Genomic DNA, 26,618 nt, shown 5'->3' on the forward strand with positions numbered 1-26,618 from the left:
AATTAATCTTTAGCTTTAACTCTTTTCTAACATTTTGTTGTTTTTAATTCAAAGATCGCCTCACCCTTTAAAATCGAATTAAAAAAAGGACTGGTCTATAACGACCAGCCCCTTCCATCATATTTCATTACAAACTTCTACTATAATCCTTTTTCGCTTGGAGCATAAACTCCTGTTGCAATAAATTCACTTCAAAAAGCTTTAACGGATCGTAAAAGAATTGTGGGGAAACCTTCATTTCATTTAATTCATGTTTTCCATTAGCAATCTCTGCTTCGATTTCCTTAATGACATCGTCTACTTCTTGAATTGGTTCCCGGAAAAATGAAGCAATATCTTGATTTATTCCTTTTTCAAATAATGAAAATGGTAAAAATACTTTATTTGTAATCGAATCTATGACATCTTCATATGTTTCATGCTCAACATATTTTCGATATTGGTTTACTAGCATCGCTTTGTTTTGGTTGATAGCACCGAAAAGCTTTCCTGCGCCTTTTAAAAGCATTTGTGCAGGTGTTTTCTTAAGAAGAATGTTTTCTTTTTCATACATGATACGACCTGTCATCCGATTAATATCACGACGCCAATCTTCCAATATCGCAAATTTACAATCTAATTTTAGCTTATCGATTTGATAAATTTCATTAAAGCTTTCTTTCATGTCAATTAAATAAGATTGACTATTAAGCAATTCATCATGTGAGCCCTTTACCCAATTTTCGAACTTATCACACATGCTTGGAAGGAATATTCCCTCAAAGTATTCCTTAAGAGTCGCATTCATATGATCATTCAGCGTGATATGAATTCGTTTAAAGTCACTTTCTTCCTTAATTAAATCAGCAGCTTCTTTTAATAATTTTGGTATCGTCTCTTTAAGCTCTTCTTTGCCTTCGTCAATTAATGCCCGATAAGAGTTAGCAATAGCCTGTGCTTTTTCCTGCTGGATGTCTGAAAGTCTATTTGTAAATCCTTTTAATCTTCCTAATAATTCTTCATTCCATTGAATCAAATCAATTAAACCTTTTTCCATATCAACTCGTTTTTGCAATAAGTCTGCCAATAAATTGCGGACAAGTGTTTGTACTTTTGCTGCCCGGGTCACTTGCTTTTGTTTAACATCATATGGAAAATGTGTTGTTAGGTAGCTATTCAACCTAGTAAATTGCTCTCCAAATGGGTGAAGTGATGTATATGGTAACACATCTGCATCCGGATAGATGCTAGCAATAGTCGCTTTTATTTCTGCCATACGCTGTTGTGTATCGGCATCACTAGGAATTAAATCAGCTTTATTTAAAATAAAATGCACTTTAAGTTCTGGAGCAAAGTTTTTCACTTGGCTTAAGAAATCGACTTCTCTCTCAGATAATGAAGTCGCACTGTCGATGACATAAAGCAGCCCATCAACTAAAAGCAATTGATCTAACAAGAGCTTTCGTGACTCACTATCGATATTAATCGGCGGAGTATCAATGATTGCACATTGCTGCTCATGTAATAAAATACAAGGACGTTTCACTTGGAACAGCTCGTTTTTTTGGCTGTTCATAAAGTTTTGTAAATATTGGCTATTTTGAATGTCTTGTTCATCTGTTCCTGTAATTCGTTTCATTTGGAGCTCATCACCGTCTTGAAGAATAACGAATGATGTTGTACTCCCCTTGAACAGCTGTTCTCCTAATAATGAATGGATAAACGTTGTTTTTCCGCTTCCAGCTTTTCCTGCAAGTAAGAAATGATTCTTTAATTGTGGATGAATAAGCTCCTCAAGCCACCAGCGAAGCTTATAATCAACCTCAATCGCATGCTTTTCTGCCCATTCACAAATCGTGTCAAATAAAATGATCGCCTTCTCTAGCCCGCTCTCATTATTTTCCGCATCAAAAATAATTCCCTCTGCTTTATACACTGCATCTGGAAGCACAGTCCCAGGAAATAGTTCATTCCACGCTAAAACTGTTGCTGATGGGAATAACCCATTTTCAGGCTTTGATAATGTTAACCAATTAGCGATTAAATTCGGAATCACATCATGTAATTCATTTAAGTAATAATCACCTTTTGTTAATTCAATAAACGTATTTTCAAAGAGTTCGACCATTTCATCCCATTGAAATTCCTCGATATCTACCTTTACAGAATAGAACAAATCATTCACAGTTCGTAACCAAATTAAATAGAAATCAGTATTTTGATAACTGTTCCACAACGCAGTTACGAATTGGACGAATGAGTGTTTATCAACCTCATAAAAGGTTAGAAGTGCTTCTGCAAAGAACTCGGGCTGGAACTGCTTCGTATCCCCAGCCTTTACATATGTAATCAGAACCGAAAACCACTCTTCCCTCTCAGTCCGAACGGATTCCTTCACAGCAAGTGTGACTGCATTCTCCATGTCATGTCTTTCCTCATAAAAGCTCCGCGCAATCTTCGTAAGCTGAGGATAATCTGGGTCTAGCAAAATAGCATTTTTTATCGTTTCATATGCATTCTCATATTTATCTATTTCTTGATAAAGGGTAAACAATTTTAGAGCAACCTCTATTTTCAATGGTACATCATCAGTTGCAATCGCTAGATATTTTTCTTCTGCCGCCGAAAGCAGGCCTAATCGATAATAAGCATCCCCGATGTTCTTGTCAGCCCATGGCTTTAGTTCATTATCAATATTTTCCCACTTAAATATTGCTGCTTCATAATCTTGATATTGGTAATAAATTTCCCCTTGAGCATATCGAATAAAGGATAGATCAAAGCTATCCTCTTTATTTTGTTCCGTAAAATATACTTGACCTAACAGCTGAGCAGTTGGTACTCCTTGCTCTACATCTGTTAAAAACGTCTCATAAAAGGTTTTATCGATGAGTTGTTTTGTGTTTGTCATGGAATTCCTCCTGCAAATATATAAATAATAGCCTGTTTTCCAAAGCCCAAAATCATTCTTTATTCTAAAATATTGTTGTTTTTATAAACAATGTTAAGGGTGATTGGAGCTTTAGTGCGATTTTTATGCTTAGATGTGTGGAATAGGTGAGACCCCACAGGTGTTTATACGGAGATGTACATCACCCCGGGGAAAGCGAGCACTGAAGCGAAAATCAACCAAAACGACTACGAATAAAAAGCAACAAAGTTTACAAAAACAGCCAAAATCAAAAGAAGGTGCTCTTTGGTTTATTTTAACAGAAATACGAGTTGTATTTTCATCTATTTCCTTAAAATTTAATTGCTATATTTTGTAGTATCCTCGAATATCTTATTTAAAAATAGAGTATTTTAGACTAATTTCAGTATTATACGCTTTATCATTAATAATAAAAATAAAAAAACCAATTCCTTCATACACAATTCGTTAAAGGTACTGGTTTTTTTAGGGTGATTTAGCTTTTTTATTTTTATTTATACGATTTAAAATACTCCAAATAATAAAGCCGATAATTAATCCTGGCACGAGTGAAAGCATGGGGAGAAAAACCGGCCCTAAGCTAACGCCATTTATTTTAAATTTAGGTGAATACATAAGTCCGACTGTAATAAAATATGCCCCAAAAACGAACGGAAAAAACGAATATGGCGAGGCTTCCCCTTCCGCATCTTTAAATGCATCCCACATCGCAAACATATATAAACAAGGATAAAACATCAGCCATTGGAAATTTACAACTTGAAAAGCACGCTCCATATCCCCTAAGAAACTGGCCATAATCGCTAAATTAAAGTTGCTATTCACATTAACAATAAATTCTAAAATTACAAAAAGGAAACCTTTTGCATACTTTCCATTTAATATTTGTGCAAAACCTGGTAATGCTATACTCCAAAAAATCGCCTCAATTTTACTTGTCATAGTCATTGCTTCCTATTCTTTCGTATTTCTTTTATGAATGTAACATCCCTTTCTATTTTCTCTCAGGCACTGTTTTCTTATTATTTACAATCACTTCCAATTCCATTCTAATAAAATGAAAATTGCTTCTTGACCGGAAATTCAATATAAAAAAATCACGCCTATTGAGACGTGATTTTGCTTTTTTCCTTAGCGTTAATAAACAGTATAAAATGGAGATATTTTAAGCGTGCTTCCCGAATAATTAACATTGCCTTCAGTTATAATAAGAGCAATATCCTTTAATAGAACACATTGGGGACTGTCCCCAAATTGGTTACATATCAAACCAGCCGTTACTTATCATATGCTTGTACCAGTAATAACTATCTTTTTTCGTTCTTTCTAATGTATTAAAATCAACGTGGATAATGCCAAATCGTTTGTCATACCCTTCAGCCCATTCAAAATTGTCCATTAATGACCATGTTAAGTAGCCTTTAACATTGACTCCAGCATCAATGCTTCTCTTTAATGATGTTAAATGCTGTTTTAAGTAGTCAATTCTCTTCGTGTCCTTCACCCGACCATTTTCGACCCCGTCATTATAACAAGCTCCATTTTCAGTAATATAAATTGGAATCGCTCCATATTGATCTTTCACCTTTGTTAATGCTTTATAAAATCCTTCAGGGTAAATATTCCAATTGAAATCTGTTTTTTCAAACCCGATATCAATTCTTTCAAGGTCAAAAAGATCTTCTCCTTCTTTATAGCGTCCAACAAACCCTGTATAAAAATTAATTCCTAAAAAGTCGATTGGCTGATGAATCGTCTCCATATCGCCATCTTCAATTGTTAATACCGCACCTTTTTTCTTGAACCAATCGACCATAAACTCTGGATAGCTCCCTTTAAATACCGGGTCCATAAACCATTCAATAAAATATGCAAGCGCTCGGTTACATGCATCAATATCTTCCTGTTTTGAACTGAATGGCTCATACCATTCCATATTTGGTGCATATCCAATTTCACCTTCCACATCTAATTTTCGAAAGCGTGCGACTGCTTTACCATGCGCAAGAAGGAGATGATGTGAAATAGTCAAAGCTAATTGTAAGTCTTTATTTCCCGGGGCATGTGCTCCTATATAGTTTGATAAAAAGGAAACACACCATGGTTCATTTAAGGTAATCCATTTTTTTATTTTTCCATTAAACTGCTGAAACATGAACTCTGCATATTCTGCAAACGCCTCAATTGTTTCACGATTAGCCCAGCCACCTGTATCTTGAAGAGCCTGTGGAAGATCCCAATGATATAACGTACACATTGGCTCGATGCCATTTTCGATTAATGCATCAACGAAATCATGATAATATTGCAACCCTTTTTCATTGACCTCCCCTGTTCCAGCTGGAAAAACTCGTGGCCAGGATATTGAGAATCGATAAATATCAATTCCGAGTTCCTTCATTAATTGGATATCCTCATGATAGCGATGATAGCTATCACACGCTACATCACCATTATCCCCATTTAATACTTTTCCTGGAGTATGTGAAAAGGTATCCCAAATCGATAACCCTCTTCCATCTTCCTTTGCCGCACCCTCAATTTGGTATGCAGCTGTTGCAGCTCCCCATCTCATCTCTTTTGGAAATTTTATAATTGCCATCATAATCCCTCACTAATTCTGTCTGTTATCACAACGTCGTTTCTCTATTTTTAAGATTGTTTTCGTAAACTATGTTGCTTTATATGAGTTGTCGTTTTGGTTGATTCCCACAACAGTCACTCTTACATTTCTATCAATTTTCCATAGTGTAGCTTAAGAAGCATTATTTTAAAAAAGAGCCTTTTTTTAATCAAATCAATCTTATTTACTACCACATGATTCTCTTATGATTAACTCTGAGTCAATAAACACTGGACTTAATTGTGATTTTCCGTTAATTAAATCATTTAGCATATTTGCTGCTAATCGACCGAGGCGATCTTTATCCTGTTTAATCGTCGTAAGCTGTGGTGCGCTATATCGGCAAGCATCAATATCATCACAGCCTATAACTCTTATATCCTGTGGGACACGCATTCCACTTTCCTTAATTGCACGAATCGCTCCAAATGCCATCATATCTGATGCTGCAAAAATTGCTTCCGGATATGTTTTCGATTGAAGGATTCGTTTCATTGCTTCATAGCCGCTTTCTTCATGAAAATCTCCATATTGTACCCAGTCTTTATTAATTTCAAGCCCAAGTGAATTCATTGCTTGAAGATATCCTTGCTCGCGATAGATTGCAATCGCAGAATCTTGTTTGCCACCTATATAGCCAATATCTCTTATCGCATGAAGATAAAGATGCTGAACCACCTTACTTGATAGTGTAATATTATCTGTCATGACATAGCTTGACATTGGCCCATGAAGCTTTAAGTCGATCCCTATACAAGGAATGTCTGTTTCATCTAATTCATAGATAGCATCCTCTATTTCCTCACCAGCGATAATCAAACATCCGTCAACATGAAAATGCCTGCATCTTGCCAAATAGCTCCCATTATCCTGATAAAACCGTTCATTTGAAAACATGATAATATCGTAACCTAATTTTCCAATCGTCTTTTTAAATGAAGTCACAACCTCATTAAAAAATGGATGGGTAAAATCTACATTTACCTTGCCGGCATATATTAATCCAATCAAATTTGACTTTTTTGTAGCAAGTGCTTTCGCAGAAAAGGTCGGCTGGTACCCGGTTTCACCGATTATATCCATTACCTTTTTCTTTGTTTTCTCACTTATGCCACTATAGTTATTAATAATTTTTGAAACCGTTGCTGGGGATACACCCGCCATTTTTGCTATATCTTTTATTGTTAAATTCATTGTGATCCCTTCTATGCCTTCGTAATAGTTTTTCATTTAAAATTAGATTACTAATAAATCATGGTTCCTTCAATTCTATTTTTGTCATTATCAGGTAAGGAAGTATTCCACCAGTTTATACGTCGCTGTTAGAGGCACTTACGCTTTTCTACCTTGTCTAGCTTCTGAGCCTAGCCCCTCGAGGTCACAAGCCACGAAAGAACTGAAGGTAAACTGCACCTTCATTTCTTTTGCGTCTTATGCTTGTCGGGGCTGAACAGTCGTTTCCGCTTTTCTTCTTGTCTAGCTCCAACTCCTAGCCCCTCGAGGTCATAAGCCACGAAAGAATTGAAGGTAGAGTACACCTTCATTTCTTTCGCGTCTTGCGCTTGTCGGGGCTGAACAGTCGTTTCCGCTTTTCTTCTTGTCTAGCTCCAACTCCTAGCCCCTCGAGGTCATAAGCCGCGAAAGAATTGAAGGTAAAGTACACCTTCATTTCTTTCGCGTCTTATGCTTGTCGGGGCTGACCAGTCGTTTCCGCTTTTCTATTTAACTGCACCTTCAGTAATACTTGAGATAAACAATCTGTTAAAGAATAAGAAAATAATAATCAATGGTACAGTTGCCCAGAATACACCAGATAAAATCATACCGAAGTCCACTTTATAACCAGTGCTTAATGATGCCAGTGCAACCTGAATCGTATACATATCTGGGTCTCTGAGAACCGTAAATTGCCATAGGAATTCTCCCCAAACAGCAGTGAAGACGATAATTCCTAAAGTTGCAAAGGCTGGTAGAATAATAGGTAAAACAATGCTGCGATAGATTCTAAAGTTTGAGCAGCCATCAAGCTTAGCGGCTTCGATTAGCTCATCTGGTACAGAGTTGCTAACATATTGACGCATTAAGAAAATCCCTAATGGATTAAGAAATGATAGAACCATAACTCCTTGTAAAGTATCCAATAATCCCGCTTTCGAAATTAAGTAATATTGTGGTATTAACCCCAATTGAGGCGGAATGACAAGCGTTAATAAAATAGAAAGGAAAAGTATGTTTTTCCCCGGAAACTTGAATTTCGCAAACGCAAATCCAGCTAACGAGCTAATTAACAAAACTACTAATGTAACTGTTGTACAAAGTATAATTGTATTCCACATTGCCCCGAAAAAATCTATTTGCTCAAGAACCTTTTGAAAATTTTCTACAAGCAAATTTCCTGGCGTTATCGTAGGAGGAATAGAATTATAAGCGGAACTTGGTCTTGTCGCCATGACAAACATCCAATAAAACGGAAACATCGATAAGACCGCAGATACCGTTAAGAATAAATAGATAAAAATTCGACTTATTGAATTTTTCTTTACTCCGACCTCTTGACTCATAACTTTGCCTCCTTCCGCTTTTTACCCGCACCAGAAGTAAGATACGTATTAACGGCCGAGAAAATAATGATGATAACTAATAAAATCAATGCAGTAGCTGATGCAGTACCGAATGATTGAAGACTAAATGCATCACGATATAAGTACATAACAACTGTCATTGCTTCTTCCCTTGAGAATGCATTCGCTCCTAAGAATACTGTTGGTTCAGCAAATAGTTGTAGTGCTCCAACAGTTGAAAAGAACACATTTAAAACAATAAATGGTTTTAACAGCGGCATCGTAATATGGATGAGCTGTTGAAATTTATTTGCCCCATCAATTGTTGCAGCCTCATATAAATCATTTGAAATACTTTGTATTCCCGCTAAATAGATAATCGTGTTATAACCAACCCATCTCCAAAATACCATGATTGAGATGGCAATCTTTGTTCCCCACTCAGATGCTTGCCAGCTAACAGGTTCAAAGCCGAATAGGCCAATCACATAGTTCGCTATTGAAGATTCACTATTACTAAATAACACGCTAAAGATAAGGGCTACAGCAACCATTGACGTGATATATGGCATGAAGATCGTTACTCTGAAGAAATTTCGAAACTTGAGGAACGATAAATTTAATAAGTAGGCTAAAATAATCCCTACAACTAATTGAGGAGCAGTACCCATTAAACCAATAATTATTGTGTTATAAATTGATTTCCAAAATAATGGATCGGTTAAAACAACAACAAAGTTATCAAGTCCTACAAATTCCATTGGAGCTAGACCATTCCACTTTTGGAAGGCTAAATAAATACTGAATAAAGCTGGATAAAGTCCTACAATAGCAAATATGATAAAGAATGGCGCTATATATAGATACCCAGATATCATATCTTTCTTTTCTTCAGAAAGTTGTTTTTTCTGTTTCGTATTTTTCACGGATGCAAGATTTTGTTTAACTTCCTTTTCCTTTATTGAGTTCATTTTCACTCCCCGTTCCTTTTTCAAAAGTAGGGTATGGAATCACCAAGGAACCCATACCCCAAGAGTTTAATTATCTACTTAATAAATCTTTTGCTTTCTTAATGCCAGCTTCCCATTCTTTTTCTGGGTCTTTACCAGTTTGAACATTCAGTAACCCATTTGTAATTGCTTCATGAACTGGGAAGTATTTCTCACCTTTGAAAGGTAATCCTTGGATATCTTGTGCTGCTTTTGCAAACACAACAGATGAAACTTGTCCTCCAAAGAATTCATCTTCCATTGATTTGAATTCTTCCATATCATAGACTTCAACAGCAGATGGGAATAATCCAGCATCTTGGAATGATTTTAATTGTTGTTCAGGTGCTACTAACCATTCAATGAAGTCATATGCTTCCTGTGCATGCTCAGTTTCTTTTGGTATAGAAAGGTAAGAACCTCCCCAGTTTGCTGCGAATTCTTCAGGTAAGTTTGCTACTCTGAACTTTCCTGATGCTTCAGGAGCATTGTCTTTTAACCAACCTTTAAACCAACCAGCACCCAACGCCACCGCAAAGTCACCGTTTTTCACACCGTTGCTCCATTCAGGAGACCACATTTCAGCTGGTCCAACATAGCCTTTTTCCCATAATTCAGCAGCAAAATCATAAGCCTTTTTCACTTCGCTGCCTTCTTTATCAGCGATAAGTTCACCTTCTGGGTTCAAGTATGCTTCTTCAGCAGTATCCAAATATGCACGATATGCCATTTCAATTGTGTCGACAAATGGTTTTCCAGTTTTCTCTTTTACTGTTTTCGCTGCTTCAACAAATGCTTCTGGTGAACTAATTAGCTTTTCAACTTCTTCTGGTTCAGTTGGTAAACCTGCTGCTTCAAAAACATCTGTACGATAGTATAATGCTTTAGGACCAATATCTGTTGGAAGACCGATTAAGAAGTCACCATCAAGGTTTGCTCCACCATCCCATTTCCATTCAAGGTATTTGTCTTGGACATCTTTCGCACCTAAGTCATATAAGTTATTGAAACGGTCTTGCGCCGCTTTGAAACGATCTAATTGGTCTAGCTCTAAAAGCGCAATATCAGGAGCACCACTTCCTGCTGATAATGCCGTAAATAATGCATCATGATGATCGGCTGTTTCAGAAGTTTTGAATTTAATTTTTATGTTAGGATGTTCTTTTTCATATTCCTCAATTAGCTTGTCATAGCCTGTTGCCCCGAATGACCAGAAGTTTAACTCAATTTGCTCATCAGAGCCTTTGCCACCGCTTTCTTTGTTGTTACATGCTGCAAGTGCAAAAGCAAGCACTACTACCAATCCCAATGATAACCACTTTTTTATCCTTTTCATTTTTTCTCCCCCTTATGTTTTCAAAGTAATCCGAATGAATCCTTGACCGCATGCTTAATTTGCTAAAGTAGCACCCCCATAAATGAAATTAAGTTTTGTAGAAATATAATCTCAAGTTATGAATCTATAAACGATTACGGAAATCGGTTTCCATTTACAATGGAAGTTTCCACCCTAAAATGGAAGGGTAACCGTTTTCAATACAAATTATATCCTCGTATTTCAGAAAAATCAACCAGTATTTACAAAAATAAATAAACCGGTTTCGTAAACATCGACTAAATTCGTGATTTTTCACGTTATTGAACTGTTTTCTCCACAGAAAAAAAGGATGACTCAAAAGCAAAGTTCAGACCCCTCAAACAATATATATAGACTAATGATGTGGTTAGTTTACTATATATTAGTGTTTGTTAGAGGGGGCAGATCCTTTTGAGTCACCCTTCATATCCACTCATATTCTATGAAATTATTAGAAATAAATTAATACGTAAGTGATGCAGCAATAACTAATCCGATCGCAATTGAGAGAAACAGAAGGAATAATCCAACTGCTTGATTGTTATCATCGATTGCTTTCGTAATATTAAACTTAGGAGTTAATAATTCCGCTAAATAAAATAAGACAATTTGAATAACGATCGCAATGGCGCCCCAGATAACCATATCATAGAGATTTATAGAATTGGAAATGGATGAATATAGAACGATTGCTAGACCTAAAATTCTTCCACCAAAAGCATATACTGCTGCTTTATTTCCATTTTTAATCAATTCAAACTCTTTGTTTTTCGTCGTAACCTCAAATAAAATGATACCAATGAATAATAGCAAACATGCTAAGCCAATATACGAAATCGTCGACAAAAATAAATTTAAAAATGTCATATACTCAGTTCCTTTCCAATTTTAATCCTATTGGTAAAAAATATGCATTATTATCTGTAATTTGCCCGCCTGCTCTTAAACCAATGCCACAAGGCTCACCATTTATTAAGAAACTACCGATTAATATTTTCGCTTCTTTTTTCCCATGTATCGTATATATCTCTTTAGATGGCAAATCAATGTATTCTTGAAAAACGGGTAAGGAAGTTTCATATGTTTTATGAACATCTTCCATTAGCTTCCTATTCCCTTGCAAAATGGACACTGTATCTCCCTCTCGACCAAAGCTCGGTTTTTGTACATATTTCTTACCGTTTTGCAGGAAGGGATCAGGCTCTAGATAGGTCGGCAAAAAATAAGCGGTAATCCACTGTTTTTCTTCATCTGTAAATAGCGGGTGATTCGCTTCCATCATCCCCCAAATCAATGCTTGGATCGCCTTTGATTGTAAAAGAAACGCTGAGATAGGATTTAACATTTGAAGTTTGTTTGAAATCACTAATTCTAATAATTGGAGGCCAATTTTTTCAGTTGCATCTGCTGTCACATCTTCAATTAAATGCTCTAAAGGATATGTTTGCCGATAAAGGACATCAATTCGCTTCCCTTCATCATCATACAATCCTTCATTTCTAATGATCGTTAGCTTATGTAATGGGACATACTTTGCTTTGACATTTGCTACATCCATTAAAAACTTTGTCGTAAACTTGTCTTCCTCATGGTCATCGTGAGATGTAAAGACAATATGTGGTTCTTTTTTTATTTTCGCAACATGAAGAACTTCTGCTAGCGCCTTTCGCATTTCTATGCCAAGCTTTGCAACTAAACCGTCATTAGGATCCTCTGCTTGAAAAGCCTGACATAACTTCCCATTGGCATAGAAAACTTCCTTTTCAAATGTTGGTGTATCACTATTTATTTCAAGCAATTTGAAACCATGTTTTGTTTGCACCAAATCAACTCTCGCTATAACTGTTTCTACCGGTAATGCCCGATGACGAATAAATGGTAAGATATCTTTTGGAATATCTAATTGAAGTAATAATTCGTCAGGAACATTTCTTAGCAATTGACCTACCTTAAAAAAAATCCGACCGACTCTTTTCGTTACTAAACGGATTTCCTCAATTTCCGATTTTTCCAATAAAGCAATGTCAAATAACCCATATTCACTATCATGTAAATCCTGCCAGAAGGAATCGAGTTTGCTATAAACTTCTTGCCGCTTCCTCCGATGCTCTTCTATCGACACTGACTGCAACATTAGCCACCAAAGCCCCCACTCGCTCCAGAACCAAAGCCAGATTTTCCTCCTTTAAAGGAGCTGCTAGTCTTATAGTTTTTATACGAGGAGCTTGATGTTAAGCTGCTTTTAGAGGAATAATATTTTCCGCCATAATAATAGTGTCCATAGTGGGAGGAAGTATCATCATCACATTCCCAAACACCTTCATCTGCTTCCCATTCCCAGTCATCACAATCATTGTCATCTGGAGGTGGTGGTAAATCCTTATCCTGACAACCAGTTGTCATCACTGTAGCAGCAAGTATACCTGAAATTAAAAAATTAGTCTTATTCAATCAATCTGCCTCCTTACCAACACACATTATTGTAACAAGTAGATATGTATGCATAGCCCTTTTAAAGAGATACAAGATTATCCACCGTAAAACGCAGAAGTAATTTCTATGGTTCCTCACCCTTTGGAGCGTTGCGATACTCATCGTAAACGACAAACATAAAAAAAGCTGCGAAAACACTTTGCTTTAGTGACATAGCTAGACACAAACATTTACACTTCAAAAATTCTGCCTCAAAAATCATCATAAACGTAGTATAGTAGAAATATAGTGAAACTTCCATATGTGGATTAGTTTTCCACATATGGTCGATAAGACCTATTATCATCATGAACCCATACGACCTATCATCACTTGTTCGTTTTTACCGTTTTTAATAAAGAGAGATTTACAATAAATAGTTAAGAAGGCCTATCAGAAAGTAAATTATACATATAACCTTGGAGGATATTATGAAAAAAAATTATAAATTAGAGTACCGCTTAAATGATGAGATGAAGGGCTACCCAGCTTTATATCATTACGATTTTACAGACCCATCTGAAATATTCTGTAGACGATTATGTGATTATTTTATAAAAAATAATATCGTCTACCACAAAACATCATCAAGTCTTGAGGATGAATACTATGTTATTTATGTAGAGGAAGAGACTGATGAATATTCATTTTCAGATGCAAAAACGTATTCTCACGTAACATTAGAAGTAAGAGAATACCAAGAATACAAGGAATCACCACTCCTTTATACATATGATTTATATTCCCATGAAGAAGCTTTATCCCTTATTGGCAATGATTATTTATGGATCGATGATAAGGAATACGAAAAAGTATCTGCTGAAATAGATGAAGATCGTTCTACATATGTACTTTATATGACGAGAACATGATGGGAATGTATAAATTTACAGATAAAGCAAATCTTTTATTAGGGCTAGTTTTTTTAGTAGGTATTCTGTGTATCTCCTACTCATTCTTTTGGGGGATAGTTCCACTTTCCCTAATGATGATTTTCATCTATCTTAAAAAAGGGAACCGAAAACTAATTGCGACCGTTTCAGCTTTTTTGATTGGATTTCTCCTTTATAGAGCTGCAGCCTTGTTGCTTACACAATTACTTGATGGTGATGAAGCAAGAATCCTTTTTAATCGAATTTTATTACTGTTCATCATCTTTTGCTTGATGATTAACTCACGATTTTTCAAGCATCGGTTTCACTATTTGCATAAGCCGGATTGGCATGCAACGATTTATTTCCCTTTTATATGGAGTGGCTTTCACAGCCTACAAATAAAGTACTTTCTCATCATGGCAATGCTCATAAATTCCATTGTGTTTATCCCTTTTATTATTAAGCATGATTTTAATACTTTAAAAGGACTTCTATTGTTTGCAATTGGATTTTCACTTATAAATGCGATTCTCGAGGAAATTATTTGGCGAGGGTATTTGCTATCACAGCTTAAAGATAGCGTCGATGATTATTTTGCATTGATTATCACAAGCATCGGCTTTGGCTTGCAGCATATTTCAATCGGCATCCCGTTAATCCCATCTATCCTCTTTTCATTTGGCGGCATTTTCTTCGCGGGTATTGTGATGCGCTCAAAAAGTCTAATTCCTAGTATCATTTGGCATTTTTTAATCAATCTCGGAATGGTATTTAGCGGATTTATCTTTCGTATCTAAATTTGGAGGGTTTTGAGAGAAAATTGAAAAATATACTTAATTTTCAAGTGAAATAATAAATAATTGATTATCTTGTTGACATTGACGTTACGTCATTGCCTAGAATTGAAATTGTCCAAAGCTACTTTTTCTTCATCTGAGTTGATCCCAAGCACTTAAACAATAGATGTGTTCTTCGGCTTCTTCCATTTTGCAAGCATCGAGACTGGGGCATAACGAAAATATTTCTAATGAAAACCGAACGTTGCTTATTGCAAAAAACTATAAAAGAAAAGACTCTTTACGAAGAGGTCGGTTTTTGGTGCAAACTTTATTAAGGTTGATTGGAGCTGATTGCGAGACTCCTGCGGGATGCGTAGGAGAGGTGAGACCTAAGCAGATTTACACCAAGGAGGCTCACCACCCACCCTGCGGAAAGCGAGTACTGCAGTGGAAATCAACCAGAACGACTACAAGTAAAAAGCAACAATGTATACAAGTATTGCCACTTAAAAAAAGACACGAAGTTTAATGCAGAATTCCGAATTATAGTTCGGATTTTTCTTATGTTGAAAATCTTTTGTCCCAACCTCTTTTTTGTAGGAAATGAATTAAGGGAAATGTGACAATGAAAAAAATAGTATAATAGGGAATTTGGGGGTGTACTATGCATATTCGAAATTCTGCAAAAGCAATTATTATTCATGAGGAAAAGGTATTATTAACAAAAAATCAAGACGAGGATGGATTCTTTTTCCTTTTTCCTGGCGGTGGTCAGGAGCATGGTGAGACGATTCATCAGGCGTTAATAAGAGAGTGCATGGAGGAAGTGGGCCAGAGAGTAGAGGTTGGCGAGCTCCTACATATTCGTGAGTATATTGGAAAAAATCATGAGCATGCTTCATTTGATTTTGATTTTCATCAAGTTGAATTTTATTTTGTTTGTCATCTAAACAATGATTTAACTAGTTATAAACATGCGATTAATCCTGATAGTCATCAAGTAGGAATTGAATGGATCCCAATTCATTCTCTCTCTCAATATAGGGTATATCCTAAAGGTATAACAAAGCATCTCCTTCACTATTTGCAGCATGTGAAGTCTCCTGTATATTTAGGAGATATAAATTAATGATTTCTATAAAATGAAAACAAAGAACGTGTAGTTGAACGTTCTTTGTTCCTACATATATGTTAAAAGTTTGTCTCCTTCATTTTTCCTCAAAATTCGGCTTGTTTACATAATCATACATCCAGCCCATCAATACACCACCGCCAATTACATTTCCTAATGTCACCGGTATAAGGTTATGAAACACACCTGCTAGAGTAAAGCTATCTGGTGGATTTGAGACAAAGGCAACCCGAGAATGTACACATATTCGCAATGCTATGCTCATACCCTGAAATGAAGAAGCAAAACACAAAAAGCATCATCGTAAATAATTTTGCACCATCACCTTCAAGTCTCATTGGGATGAAAAATGCTAAGCAAACTAGCCAATTACATAAGATACCTCTAAAAAATAACTCTGATGTTGATAAATGAACTTTATTGTTTGCAACCGTTAAAAGAAAGCTATTTGTTGACGGATCTGAAAAAAGACCCGTCTGGAAAATAAAAAACGCGAAAAAGCAGGCGCCAATGATATTTCCAGCATAGCTTAACAACCATAGCTTTAGCACCTCTAGCCAGCCGAGTTTTTTTCTAAATGCGGTATAGGAAAAATAAAATGTATTCCCGGTAAATAAGTCCCCGCCACCATAAACAATTAAAATAATTGCTGCACCAAAGGTTAAAGCCCCAATAGGGTAAGCGAGTGGGGAATGCTCCATGAAGAAAAAGTTTCCTGTTTTAAACGCAACAATAACACCAAAACCGATAAACATACTTGCAAGCATAGCTCGTAATAAATAGCGGAAAGGGCTTTGCATATAGCTTTTTTGTTTTTTAAACGCAAGTTGCTCAACTAAAATTAGTGCATCCTTTTCCATAAACCTCACTCCGATTGATGTTTCTATATCGATAGTTTACAAAATAAGCTTGTAGCTACCCGTGAGAAATATCACTGCTTTTTACCTTTTACTAGAGCTTTAACCTCTAAGATTGTCTAGCAGCTTTTATTAAATAGCTCGATCCTTCTGTTTCTATGAAGAAAAAATGAGTCTACCTAATGCAAAATAAAGGAGAATAGACTTTCCTAAAAGAACTAATACATAAGAATATTTCGTTCAAAAATACCCTATTTTTATAACATTCTAATTAAATGAGGTGTAGAAAATGAAGAAAAAAATCTCAATAATTGGAGTTCCCATGGATTTAGGACAATCTCGTCGTGGAGTTGACATGGGGCCAAGTGCAATTAGATATGCAGGTGTTGTTGAACGGTTAGAAAAGCTAAGCTATCAAATCCATGATAAAGGTGATATTGAAATTGGTAGACCTGGAAAAGATGAGGAAGCTTCAGATGATAATTTAAAATATTTAAAGGCAGTTGTAAAAGCTAATACAAAGCTTGCAGAGGCTGTCGATCAAGTTGTTTCAGCAGGTGATTTTCCACTCATATTAGGTGGTGATCATAGCATTGCCATTGGAACGCTTGCAGGGGTATCGAAGCATTATCAAAACCTTGGGGTCATTTGGTATGATGCACATGGTGATTTAAATACGAGTGAAACATCTCCATCAGGCAATATTCACGGAATGCCTCTAGCAGTGAGCATTGGGATTGGCCATGCCGATTTAAAACATATTGGTGGATACTCACCAAAAATCAAACCAGAAAACATTGTCATTATCGGGGCACGTTCATTAGATGATGGAGAAAAAATTTTAATACGTGAAAAAGGAATTAAAGTTTTTACAATGCATGAAATTGACCGAATGGGGATGGCAAAGGTTATGGAGGAAACGGTATCCTACTTAAAAGATAAAACAGACGGTGTCCACCTATCACTTGATTTAGATGGACTTGATCCAAGCGATGCCCCTGGTGTAGGAACACCTGTCCTTGGTGGGATAAGTTACCGTGAAAGTCATTTAGCAATGGAAATTTTAGCAGAAGCAAAAATGATCACATCTGCCGAGTTTGTTGAAGTAAATCCGATCATTGATGAACGAAATAAAACGGCAACAGTAGCAGTAGAGCTAATGGGATCTTTGTTTGGTGAAAGATTACTATAAAATGTCCATGATTTGATTACTCCTATTGATTATCGAAGAATAACAGATTAGTAGGAATGATGAACATAAGGAGGTTTCAATGAACAATCTTGAGTCAGAAAAAATAATTAAAAAAACTGAGCAGTATGGAGCCAATAATTATCAGCCCTTACCAATCGTCATTTCCGAGGCAGAAGGAATTTGGGTGAAAGATCCTGAAGGGAACAAATATATTGATATGCTAAGTGCGTATTCTGCCGTAAATCAAGGTCATCGCCACCCAAAAATTATCGAAGCGCTTAAAAGGCAAGCGGATTTAGTGACACTCTCGTCAAGAGCATTTCACCATGATCAATTAGGAGCTTGGTATGAACGGGTTAGTCAGCTGACGAATAAAGAAATGGTTTTACCTATGAATACTGGAGCAGAAGCAGTTGAAACGGCGATTAAAGCGATAAGACGCTGGGGTTATCAGGTGAAAGGAATTGCAGAAAATCAAGCTGAAATCATTGTATGTGCTGGGAATTTTCATGGACGGACATTAGCGGCAATTTCCCTTTCATCTGAGGAGGAGTATCGAAAAGGCTTCGGACCAATGCTACCAGGAATAAAACGAATTCCTTATGGTGATTGTGATGCTTTAAAAGCAGCGATTACACCAAACACAGCAGGATTTATCCTTGAACCAATCCAAGGTGAAGCAGGGATCATTATTCCACCAGACGGCTATTTAAAAGAAGCGTACTCCATTTGTAAGTCGCAAAGGGTTTTATTTGTAGCTGATGAAATCCAAACAGGGCTTGGACGAACGGGAAAATTATTTGCTTGTGATTGGGAGCAGGTCGTCCCAGATATGTATATTCTCGGTAAAGCATTGGGTGGAGGTGTTATGCCTATTTCATGTGTTGTGGCCAACCGCGATATTTTACATGTATTTAATCCGGGATCACACGGCTCAACATTTGGAGGTAACCCTCTTGCATGTGCGGTTTCGATTGCGGCGATTGATGTTATGATAGAAGAGGAGCTTGTCGATAAATCATTAGAGCTCGGGGAATATTTTTTAAACCGTTTAAAAGAAATGACCCACCCTTGTATAAAGGAAGTCCGGGGCAAAGGCTTGTTTATCGGATTAGAATTAACGGAAGCAGCTAGACCTTACTGTGAAAAATTAAAGGATTTAGGAATTTTATGTAAGGAAACACATGAAACGGTTATTCGCTTTGCTCCTCCATTAATCATCACAAAAGCAGAAATTGATATCGCGATAGAGAAAATTAATCAAGTATTTTAATAAATGTATTATTGCTTTTTGGCTCTTTAAGCTAGACTTAGAGAGCTTTTTATTATGTTGAAACAAGAGCGTTTTTTGTAAAAATACGAGTTTAAACTAATTTCACGACATTAATAAGATACCGAATCGTATTAATTTAGTGAAAATCTAGAAGATGCTAAGGAATATTAGTACAGCCATTTTAAACAAATTGGAGTTTTGATTTTATATTTCCTAATTGACTTGAAAGCGATAGCATAATAGAATAGGAGATAAACTAATCGATAACTTAATTGTTAGTTACGATTTGATAAAATTATAGCATTGACTGTAAGTAAGCATAGGATTTTATGGATAGGCACTTTAACGAAATATTGTTGTTTTCATAAACATTGTAAAGGGTAAGTGGAGCGTACTGCGGGATGTATTTGTTGGATGGTGCGTAGTTAGGATGCTCACCACCCACTCGCCGGACGCTGCATGAGGTAAGCATCATTAATAAAAGGCAACAAAGTTTTCGAAACAAGTCTATTGCAATTACAAAGGTCAATGTTTAAGGGGAGGGCAACAAGATGGCGAAGAAACACATCCAGGAATCGTTCGATTTTGAACAACGATTTAAAAATGGTCCGGGAAAGGTAGAAGGGGCATTTAAAACATTATATATCCTGTATAAAGGGCAATTCCATAACATTGCTTTATCATTTTTCTTCTTTTTGATCAAGCATTCACCAGTATGGATTATTCCGATTATAACAGCTAATATGATTGATATTGCTAGCAATCCTGAAAGGCATTCACTACAGGAGCTATGGATTAATTTAGCAGTTGTCGCATTTGTTATTATTCAAAATATTCCTTCACAGCTGCTACATATTAGCTTTCTAAGCAAAGCTTCACGTCATGTTGAGGCAGGCTTAAGAAGCACATTGGTAAGGAAGCTTCAACATTTATCGATATCCTATCATAGTGAGCTCCGTTCAGGGAAGCTTCAATCAAAGGTATTAAGAGATGTTGAAAGCATTGAGTTTTTATCAAAGCAAATTATGTATTCCTTTTCAGCGGCGTTAACTAGCGTTGTTGTCGCAATTGGTGTTACTGTGAGCAAAAACTTATTAGTAGCGTTATTTTTTGTGTTAATGATCCCGATTGCGCTATTATTAGTCTACCTATTTAAACGAAATTTACAGAAAAAGAATAACGAGTTCCGGAAGCAAATTGAATCAATGTCAGGACAGGTAGCTGAAACGTTGACAATGATTCCTGTAACACGTGCCCATGGCTTAGAGGATCTTGAAATTAAAAAGACGGATTCAACTCTTTCTAACCTAAAGGGAAAAGGGTATAAGCTAGACATATCTGAGGCTTATTTCGGAGCTACAGGATGGGTAGTCTTCCAGCTGTTTCAAATGTTCTGTTTAGTGTTTACAGCTATCCTTGCTTATAATGGGCAAATAACAGTTGGTGATGTTGTGATGTACCAAGGCTTTTTCACAACAATCTTAATGTCAATCAATCAAATTATTAATATTTACCCACAGCTTGCTAAAGGATATGAGTCAATCATCTCTGTATCAGAAGTGTTATTTTCAACGCAAACTGTTGAATACCAAGGGAAAAAGAAATTAGCGAACATTAAAGGGAAAATTACCTTTGAAAATGTGAACTTTCATTATGCGGACTCGAATAAACACGTGTTAAATCAATTAAATCTTGAAGTAAAGGCAGGAGAATGTGTCGCATTAGTTGGCGCCTCTGGTGCTGGAAAATCGACCGTTTTAAGTATGGTGTTAGGATTCTACCGCCCAAATGAAGGTCAACTATTAATTGATGATGTACCATTTGATGATGTTCATATGCAAACATATCGTCGCAGGCTCGCAGTTGTTCCGCAAAATACGATTTTATTCTCTGGTTCGATTCGCGATAATATTACATATGGGATGCCAAATGTATCGGAGGAACGAATACAGGAAGTCATTGAGATGGCAAATCTTCAGGATGTAATAGCAGAAATGCCGAATGGACTAGATACGATGATTGGTGAGCATGGTGGAAAGCTATCAGGTGGACAAAGACAACGGATCGCCATTGCAAGAGCCATTATTCGTGATCCACAAATTATTCTTTTAGATGAAGCAACATCTGCACTTGATAATGTATCTGAATATCGTGTTCAACAAGCGATTCAAAAGCTGATAAAGGGAAGGACAACCTTCATTGTTGCCCATCGTCTTTCAACAATTCGTGATGCTGACCGAATTATCGTCATGAAAAATGGAACATGTGTTGAAGAAGGAAGCTTTGAAGAACTTATTAGCCTAAAAGGTGAATTTTATAAATTGAAGCAATTACAGGCATAATTTGAGAAAGGGAATTGTTATTCTATCTAATCTTTCTGTTAGAAAATGAATAGAATGATTGAGAAATAAGCGTGTGAATGGACATACGCTTATTTCTTGGCCTTTCACTCAATCATTGAGACTTAAAGAGAATAAATCTAGCGGCAATCCTTAAAAAACCCTTTTGGATAAAGATGGTCATCTTCGGAATCAACATCAGATGATTGTGTAAAAACAGATGCAAATTCATTATGTTCAATAAGGTATTCAATCAATTCATAAATGCGTTCCCGACTTGCAGTTTCTATAAGTACCATATCGCTTGCCCAAAAATAAGTTCCACTCATCCATGCGCCTGTTTGCTCGTTTTTCTCCCGAAGGCTTTCGATATTTTTATAAGTAAAAAAACTAGCAATATATTTAGAACGGTCGGAAAATGTTACGATTACATCAAGATTGGTATCCTCGATATCCCATTCGCCGTCTGCCCACTCTTCGGCTTCAATCCAAATATGTTTATCCCTAGTTTTATTCATCGTATCAACTCTTTTCATTCTACTAAAGTAATTATAAGCTAATATCAGCAATAGTGAAAAGGTTAGTAAGGTAAGGTTCACGCGATTCATGCAAAATTAATCCTAGAGCTTCAAACAAATTACGTATCAAAATGAAATATGAAAGGGCTTTCTAAAAAAAGTGGTATTTTTCCCAATCATAGCTCCCTTTTTTGGATACGCTTCCAGTGCTATACTTTATTCTGCAAGGCAAGACAAAAACAAATATTAGGGGGGCATGGTTAATGAAAAAGAAAACGTTTTCCGCTATGATGTCATTGGCATTAGTTGGTGGGTTAATCTTAGGCGGGTGTTCTTCAGGTTCTGATGATTCAAAAGCATCAGGTGAAGCAAGTGGGGACAAAACAGTAATTAACATGATGCATTTATGGCCTGAAGGGAGCTCAAATGCTCAATTTACAATTGTTGAAGACATAATCACTGCATATGAAAAGGAAAATCCTGATATCGATATTCAAACAGAAATCCTTGGTAACGAACAATACAAAGAAAAAATTAAAGTATTGTCTGCTTCAAACGAACTTCCAGATGTCGGAATCACTTGGGCTGCTGGTTATATGAAGCCTTTCGTTGAAGGAAATATGTTTACACCTTTAGACGATATCATTAAAGAGGATCAATTCGTTGCTGGTACTCTTGATGCATTTTCAGTTGAGGATAAGACATATGCATTACCTCTTGAATTAAATATCACTCCAGTGTATTACAATAAAGAAATCTTTGAAAAGCACAACTTAGAAGTTCCAAAAACATATGATGAATTTTTAAAAGTAGTTGAAACACTTGTAGACAATGGTGTAACTCCAATTACTTTAGGAAACAAAGACCGTTGGACAGGTTCTATGTGGTATATGTATCTAGCAGATCGTATTGGTGGACCTGAAGCATTAAATAAAGCGATTAATCGTACTGGAAGCTTTGAAGACCCTGCTTTAGTTCAAGCTGCAGAGGAAATCAAAAAACTTGTTGATATGGGTGCTTTTGTTAAAGGATTTAATGGCTTATCAAACGATGAAGCAAAAGGATACTTTATGAATGAACAAGCAGCTATGTACTTAATGGCGACTTGGGAATTACCAAACTATACGACAAGTCCTGATGTTGCTCAGGAATTTAAAGATAAAGTTGGTTACTTCAAGTTCCCTACTTATGAAGGTGGAAAAGGAAACATTGACAGCTACGTAGGTGGTCCTGGTGTTGGATTATTCGTATCTGAAAATTCAAAAGTAAAAGAAGAAGCGAAGGCATTTGTTTCTTACTTAGTTGAAGAATGGGGTAAGCGTTCTGTTGTTGATGCTGGTGTAATTCCTGCAACAGTCGTTGATACATCTAACGGTGACCTTGACCAAATGTATATTGATATTTTGAATGATTTAGGTAAAGCTACAAATCTTACACTTTATGCCGATGTTCAAATGTCAGCAGGTGTTGCAGATGTTCACTTAAATCAAATTCAATCATTATTTGGTGGACAGACAACTCCTAAAGATTTTGCAAAAACTCAAGAAGAGGCTCTTGCTGAAGAGGAATAATCACAATGCTTAGGAAGGAGGGTGGCTCAAAACCAAAGGTTCAGACCCCTCAAACACAAAATATATAGACTAATGAAGGTTAGTTTACTATATACTGGTGTTTGTTGGGAGGGTCAGACCCTTTTGAGTCACCCTCTTTCGTATAGAAAGGAAGGGGACTAAACAACCATGAAAAATGTAATGTCGAATAAGTTAGTTATCGCCCTTTATACACTTCCTGCTTTACTTCTCATTCTAGTCCTTATCTATATTCCGATTGTATTATCAGGTTATTATGGTTTTATGGATTGGGATGGAATTGGTGAAATGAAATTTATAGGGTTTGAGAATTATGTCAATTTAATTAAGGATTCAACCTTCTGGACAAGTACATGGCATTCTTTTCTATTAGCCATTTTCTCAACGATTAGCTTGTTGCTATACTTAGCGGTTTCCCTCGTATTAGTTAGCAATATTAAAGGCTCTGATTTATTACGGAAAATTTATTTAATACCGATGCTTTTATCATCTGTTGCCATTGCCCAGCTGTGGATGAAAATATTTGACCCTACAAACGGGATGGCCAATAAGCTCCTTGAATTCTTTGGAGTAGAAAATTTACCAGTTTGGTTAGCTGATCCGAAGGTTGCCCTCTATGCAATTTTCATCCCAATTATTTGGCAATATGCAGGGTTTTATATTTTGATTTACTATGCTGCATTAAAAAATGTACCTAATGAGGTAATTGAAGCAGCTAAAATTGATGGTGCAAACCCATTGCAAATTGCGTTTCAAATTAAATTACCACTCATTTCTGGTGTATTTAAAGTAACGATTATGCTTGCGGTTGTTGGTTCATTGAAATATTTTGATTTAATTTATGTCATGACTGGTGGCGGACCAAACGGTGCAAGTGAAGTGATCGCTTCATATATGTACAAGGAAGCGTTTAAATTGAATAACTTTGGCTATGGTAGTGCAATCGGCTTTGGGCTATTAGTGATTTGTCTTCTAATGACTTGGTTAACTTCAAAATTTACGAAATCTAATGAAGATGTTCAATATTAAGGGGGAGTGAAACAAGATGAGTAAGGTGATGACACAAAAGACAACTGAGCTTTCCGTACCCAATAATACGAAGAAATCTTACTTGAACAGAATCGGATTTGGATTTCTTTATCTCATATTAGGGGTATTTGCTATTATTCAAATCTACCCATTAATTTGGCTAGTATTCTTTTCTTTAAAAACGAATCAAGAAGTATTTGGTATGTCGCCTTTTGCTTTGCCGCAAAATCCACAATGGGAAAACTATACGAAGGCTTGGACTTCAGGAAATATTGGAGTTTACTTTTTTAATAGTGTTTGGATTACGGTCATATCTGTTGTTCTTACAATTATTCTTGCTAGTTTCGTTACATTTGCTGTTACAAGAATGCATTGGAAACTAAGTGGTCCTGTTCTCGGATTATTTTTAGTTGCTTATATGATTCCACTGCATTCAACATTAATTCCTTTGTTTAAAATGTATAACAATGCAAATTTAATTGATAACCCTATCTCAATTGTATTGTCCTATACGGCATTTAATTTGCCGTTAACGATTATGATTTTACTAGGCTTTTATAAAACGTTTCCACGTGAAATTGAGGAAGCAGCGGTTATGGACGGTTGCTCGGTTCACCGAATTTTCTTCCAAATTACGCTACCAATGACAGTCCCAGTAATCTCAACAACAGCGATCATTAACATGATTTACAACTGGAATGAATTCGTTTTTGTTAATACATTTATTAGCTCTGACAAATGGAAAACATTAACGGTAGGGATTAATAACTTCGTTGGTCAATATTTAACGGACTGGGGTGCAATTGGTGCAACTCTCGTTATTAGTATTGTCCCAATTTTAATTATCTTCATCTTCTTAAGTGATAAGATTGTTGAAGGGATGGCAGCAGGTTCTGTAAAGGGGTAATGATGAAAATAAAAAGACAGATAGAAACGTTTTCACTTTTTGAAGAGATATTCCTATCTGTCTTATTTGTTTTTTATCAATTTAATAAATTTGTAGCCCCAATTATCAACAAATATAACAGGTTATTTCTTCTTCAAAATCTCTCCTCTTTAATAACAATATAATTAAATATGAATTATAGTTGAAGCCCCTAAATTTACCACCATTTCAAATAAAACGAGTAGAAATAAAGCTTTTTTCGTTATTCATTGAAAGAAAATAACTATGTCAGTATGAACAAATATTCATTACTGTCATAGTTTTTTCTCGTTTACTTGTAATAAGTCTTTTCATTTCAAAATAGTAGTAGAAGGTAAGTGATTTAGATGATTGATATTGATTAAAGTCTTGTACATGATTATTTAACAGTAGGGGTAGCTAAAAGATAATCATGCCTTATTGGAATAAAATAAATTGTTAGTTAGTTTTAGTAATGATACGAAAATTTCAATTTAGAATATTCGTCACGAAAGCAGGTGTGAGAATGAAAGTAACCATAAAAGATATTGCGCAAATATGTGGTGTTTCCTTAGGTACAGTGGACAGAGCTTTGAATAATCGAAAGGGGATAAGCGAAAAAACACGTAAAAAGGTTCTTCAAGTTGCAAAGGAAATGAATTACAGACCAGATTATACAGCAAGAAGTCTTGTCATAGGAAAGACGTTAACGATAGGAGTTGTCTTATTTGACTTATATAATCGCTCGTTTGCCCAATTGTTAAATGCAATCGAGCTAAAAGCGAGAGAATTAGGTTATTTTGTTTATATTACGTTAACAGATAAAAATCCTGAAAATGAGAGGCAATGCATTGAATATCTAGTTAATCGAAAAGTAGACGGTATCATTCTATTTTCGGTCAATAAACGAAAATCGTTTGATGCGTATTTGAAAAAATTTCATGTTCCAATCTTAACTATTTTTAATTATATATCTGATGAGTGGGAGTATGTTGGGATTCAGGAGCGGCAAGCAATGAAGGATGCGACAAAATACATAATAAGCAAGAACTATCAACGGTTTATTTATCTTTGCCCGCCTTTAGCATATTCAGGACGGTCAAATATCTATACACAGGAGGAACGATTAGCGGGATTTCTAGAGGGATTAAATGAAGCCCATGTAAGTCATCCTCCAATTATTATTAAAGAAAGTGAGTATATTGATGTATTACATAC

General features: G+C 35.9%; 21 protein-coding genes and 1 pseudogene. 10 read left to right on the forward strand and 12 right to left on the reverse strand.

Annotated elements, in window-relative coordinates:
- Positions 1-127: 127 nt before the first annotated feature.
- The 10 genes from HU235_RS11685 to HU235_RS11730 all read right to left on the reverse strand — a co-directional run bounded on the left by HU235_RS11685 (position 128) and on the right by HU235_RS11730 (position 12,892).
- Positions 128-2,890: a dynamin family protein gene (locus HU235_RS11685; protein ID WP_174880331.1), complete on the reverse strand. Its 2,763-nt coding sequence runs from the start codon at positions 2,888-2,890 to the stop codon at positions 128-130.
- Between the two features lie 486 nt (positions 2,891-3,376).
- Entirely contained in the window at positions 3,377-3,859 is a 483-nt protein-coding gene (locus HU235_RS11690) for a hypothetical protein (protein WP_095298664.1), read from the reverse strand.
- 310 nt (positions 3,860-4,169) lie between these two features.
- The gene (locus HU235_RS11695; RefSeq protein WP_174880332.1) at positions 4,170-5,513 is read right to left on the reverse strand and encodes a GH1 family beta-glucosidase; all 1,344 of its coding nucleotides are present in this window, start codon (positions 5,511-5,513) and stop codon (positions 4,170-4,172) included.
- 201 nt (positions 5,514-5,714) lie between these two features.
- Positions 5,715-6,728, reverse strand: coding sequence for a LacI family DNA-binding transcriptional regulator (locus tag HU235_RS11700; protein WP_095298660.1), 1,014 nt, complete (start codon positions 6,726-6,728; stop codon positions 5,715-5,717).
- A gap of 524 nt (positions 6,729-7,252) precedes the next feature.
- Positions 7,253-8,095 carry a carbohydrate ABC transporter permease gene (locus HU235_RS11705; protein WP_095298657.1) on the reverse strand — a complete coding sequence of 281 codons (843 nt, stop codon included), beginning with the start codon at positions 8,093-8,095 and terminating at the stop codon, positions 7,253-7,255.
- On the reverse strand, positions 8,092-9,066 hold the full coding sequence (locus tag HU235_RS11710; RefSeq protein WP_095298656.1) for a carbohydrate ABC transporter permease: 975 nt from the start codon (positions 9,064-9,066) through the stop codon (positions 8,092-8,094). Before HU235_RS11710 ends, HU235_RS11705 begins: the two co-directional genes overlap by 4 nt.
- Positions 9,067-9,136: 70 nt before the next feature.
- Positions 9,137-10,420, reverse strand: coding sequence for an ABC transporter substrate-binding protein (locus HU235_RS11715; RefSeq protein WP_174880333.1), 1,284 nt, complete (start codon positions 10,418-10,420; stop codon positions 9,137-9,139).
- Positions 10,421-10,903: 483 nt separating this feature from the next.
- Positions 10,904-11,308, reverse strand: a complete 405-nt coding sequence (locus tag HU235_RS11720) for a DUF350 domain-containing protein (RefSeq protein WP_095298652.1) — start codon at positions 11,306-11,308, stop codon at positions 10,904-10,906.
- A 4-nt stretch (positions 11,309-11,312) separates the two neighbouring features.
- Positions 11,313-12,575, reverse strand: a complete 1,263-nt coding sequence (locus tag HU235_RS11725) for a glutathionylspermidine synthase family protein (RefSeq protein WP_174880334.1) — start codon at positions 12,573-12,575, stop codon at positions 11,313-11,315.
- Positions 12,575-12,892 (reverse strand): hypothetical protein, encoded by a 318-nt coding sequence (locus HU235_RS11730; protein ID WP_174880335.1) that lies wholly within the window; start codon positions 12,890-12,892, stop codon positions 12,575-12,577. The genes HU235_RS11725 and HU235_RS11730 overlap by 1 nt, the downstream gene beginning before the upstream one ends.
- Before the next feature lie 452 nt (positions 12,893-13,344).
- On the opposite strand from HU235_RS11730, the gene HU235_RS11735 reads away from it, so the two are divergent.
- From HU235_RS11735 to HU235_RS11745, 3 genes are all read left to right on the forward strand, one after another.
- A complete protein-coding gene (locus HU235_RS11735; protein WP_095298645.1) occupies positions 13,345-13,785 on the forward strand; it encodes a hypothetical protein in 441 nt (146 codons plus the stop codon).
- A complete protein-coding gene (locus HU235_RS11740; protein WP_174880336.1) occupies positions 13,785-14,585 on the forward strand; it encodes a CPBP family intramembrane glutamic endopeptidase in 801 nt (266 codons plus the stop codon). Before HU235_RS11735 ends, HU235_RS11740 begins: the two co-directional genes overlap by 1 nt.
- A 646-nt stretch (positions 14,586-15,231) precedes the next feature.
- A complete protein-coding gene (locus HU235_RS11745; RefSeq protein WP_095300044.1) occupies positions 15,232-15,696 on the forward strand; it encodes an NUDIX domain-containing protein in 465 nt (154 codons plus the stop codon).
- A gap of 79 nt (positions 15,697-15,775) precedes the next feature.
- Here the strand turns inward: HU235_RS11745 and HU235_RS11750 are convergent.
- Positions 15,776-16,559: pseudogene (locus tag HU235_RS11750) on the reverse strand (formate/nitrite transporter family protein).
- Between the two features lie 286 nt (positions 16,560-16,845).
- Between HU235_RS11750 and rocF the strand changes: the two are divergent.
- From rocF to HU235_RS11765, 3 genes are all read left to right on the forward strand, one after another.
- Complete coding sequence (gene rocF, locus HU235_RS11755) at positions 16,846-17,748, forward strand: arginase (protein ID WP_095300045.1); 903 nt, start codon at positions 16,846-16,848, stop codon at positions 17,746-17,748.
- A gap of 79 nt (positions 17,749-17,827) precedes the next feature.
- Positions 17,828-19,021 carry an ornithine--oxo-acid transaminase gene (locus HU235_RS11760; RefSeq protein WP_095300046.1) on the forward strand — a complete coding sequence of 398 codons (1,194 nt, stop codon included), beginning with the start codon at positions 17,828-17,830 and terminating at the stop codon, positions 19,019-19,021.
- Positions 19,022-19,572: 551 nt separating this feature from the next.
- Positions 19,573-21,363, forward strand: coding sequence for an ABC transporter ATP-binding protein (locus HU235_RS11765; protein WP_095300047.1), 1,791 nt, complete (start codon positions 19,573-19,575; stop codon positions 21,361-21,363).
- Between the two features lie 137 nt (positions 21,364-21,500).
- Here HU235_RS11765 and HU235_RS11770 read toward each other — a convergent pair whose 3' ends face one another.
- Complete coding sequence (locus HU235_RS11770) at positions 21,501-21,878, reverse strand: hypothetical protein (RefSeq protein ID WP_174880337.1); 378 nt, start codon at positions 21,876-21,878, stop codon at positions 21,501-21,503.
- Positions 21,879-22,141: 263 nt separating this feature from the next.
- Here HU235_RS11770 and HU235_RS11775 point away from each other — a divergent pair, with 263 nt between their 5' ends.
- From HU235_RS11775 to HU235_RS11790, 4 genes are all read left to right on the forward strand, one after another.
- Positions 22,142-23,449, forward strand: coding sequence for an extracellular solute-binding protein (locus HU235_RS11775; RefSeq protein WP_095300048.1), 1,308 nt, complete (start codon positions 22,142-22,144; stop codon positions 23,447-23,449).
- A 168-nt stretch (positions 23,450-23,617) separates the two neighbouring features.
- Positions 23,618-24,496, forward strand: coding sequence for a carbohydrate ABC transporter permease (locus HU235_RS11780; RefSeq protein ID WP_174880338.1), 879 nt, complete (start codon positions 23,618-23,620; stop codon positions 24,494-24,496).
- A 16-nt stretch (positions 24,497-24,512) separates the two neighbouring features.
- Entirely contained in the window at positions 24,513-25,403 is an 891-nt protein-coding gene (locus tag HU235_RS11785) for a carbohydrate ABC transporter permease (protein WP_095300050.1), read from the forward strand.
- A gap of 523 nt (positions 25,404-25,926) precedes the next feature.
- The coding region (locus HU235_RS11790) for a LacI family DNA-binding transcriptional regulator (protein ID WP_174880339.1) at positions 25,927-26,618 on the forward strand (692 nt) is incomplete at its 3' end.

It is taken from the genome of Metabacillus niabensis, assembly GCF_902829255.1.
In the GTDB taxonomy this organism is placed as follows: Bacteria; Bacillota; Bacilli; order Bacillales; family Bacillaceae; genus Metabacillus; species Metabacillus niabensis.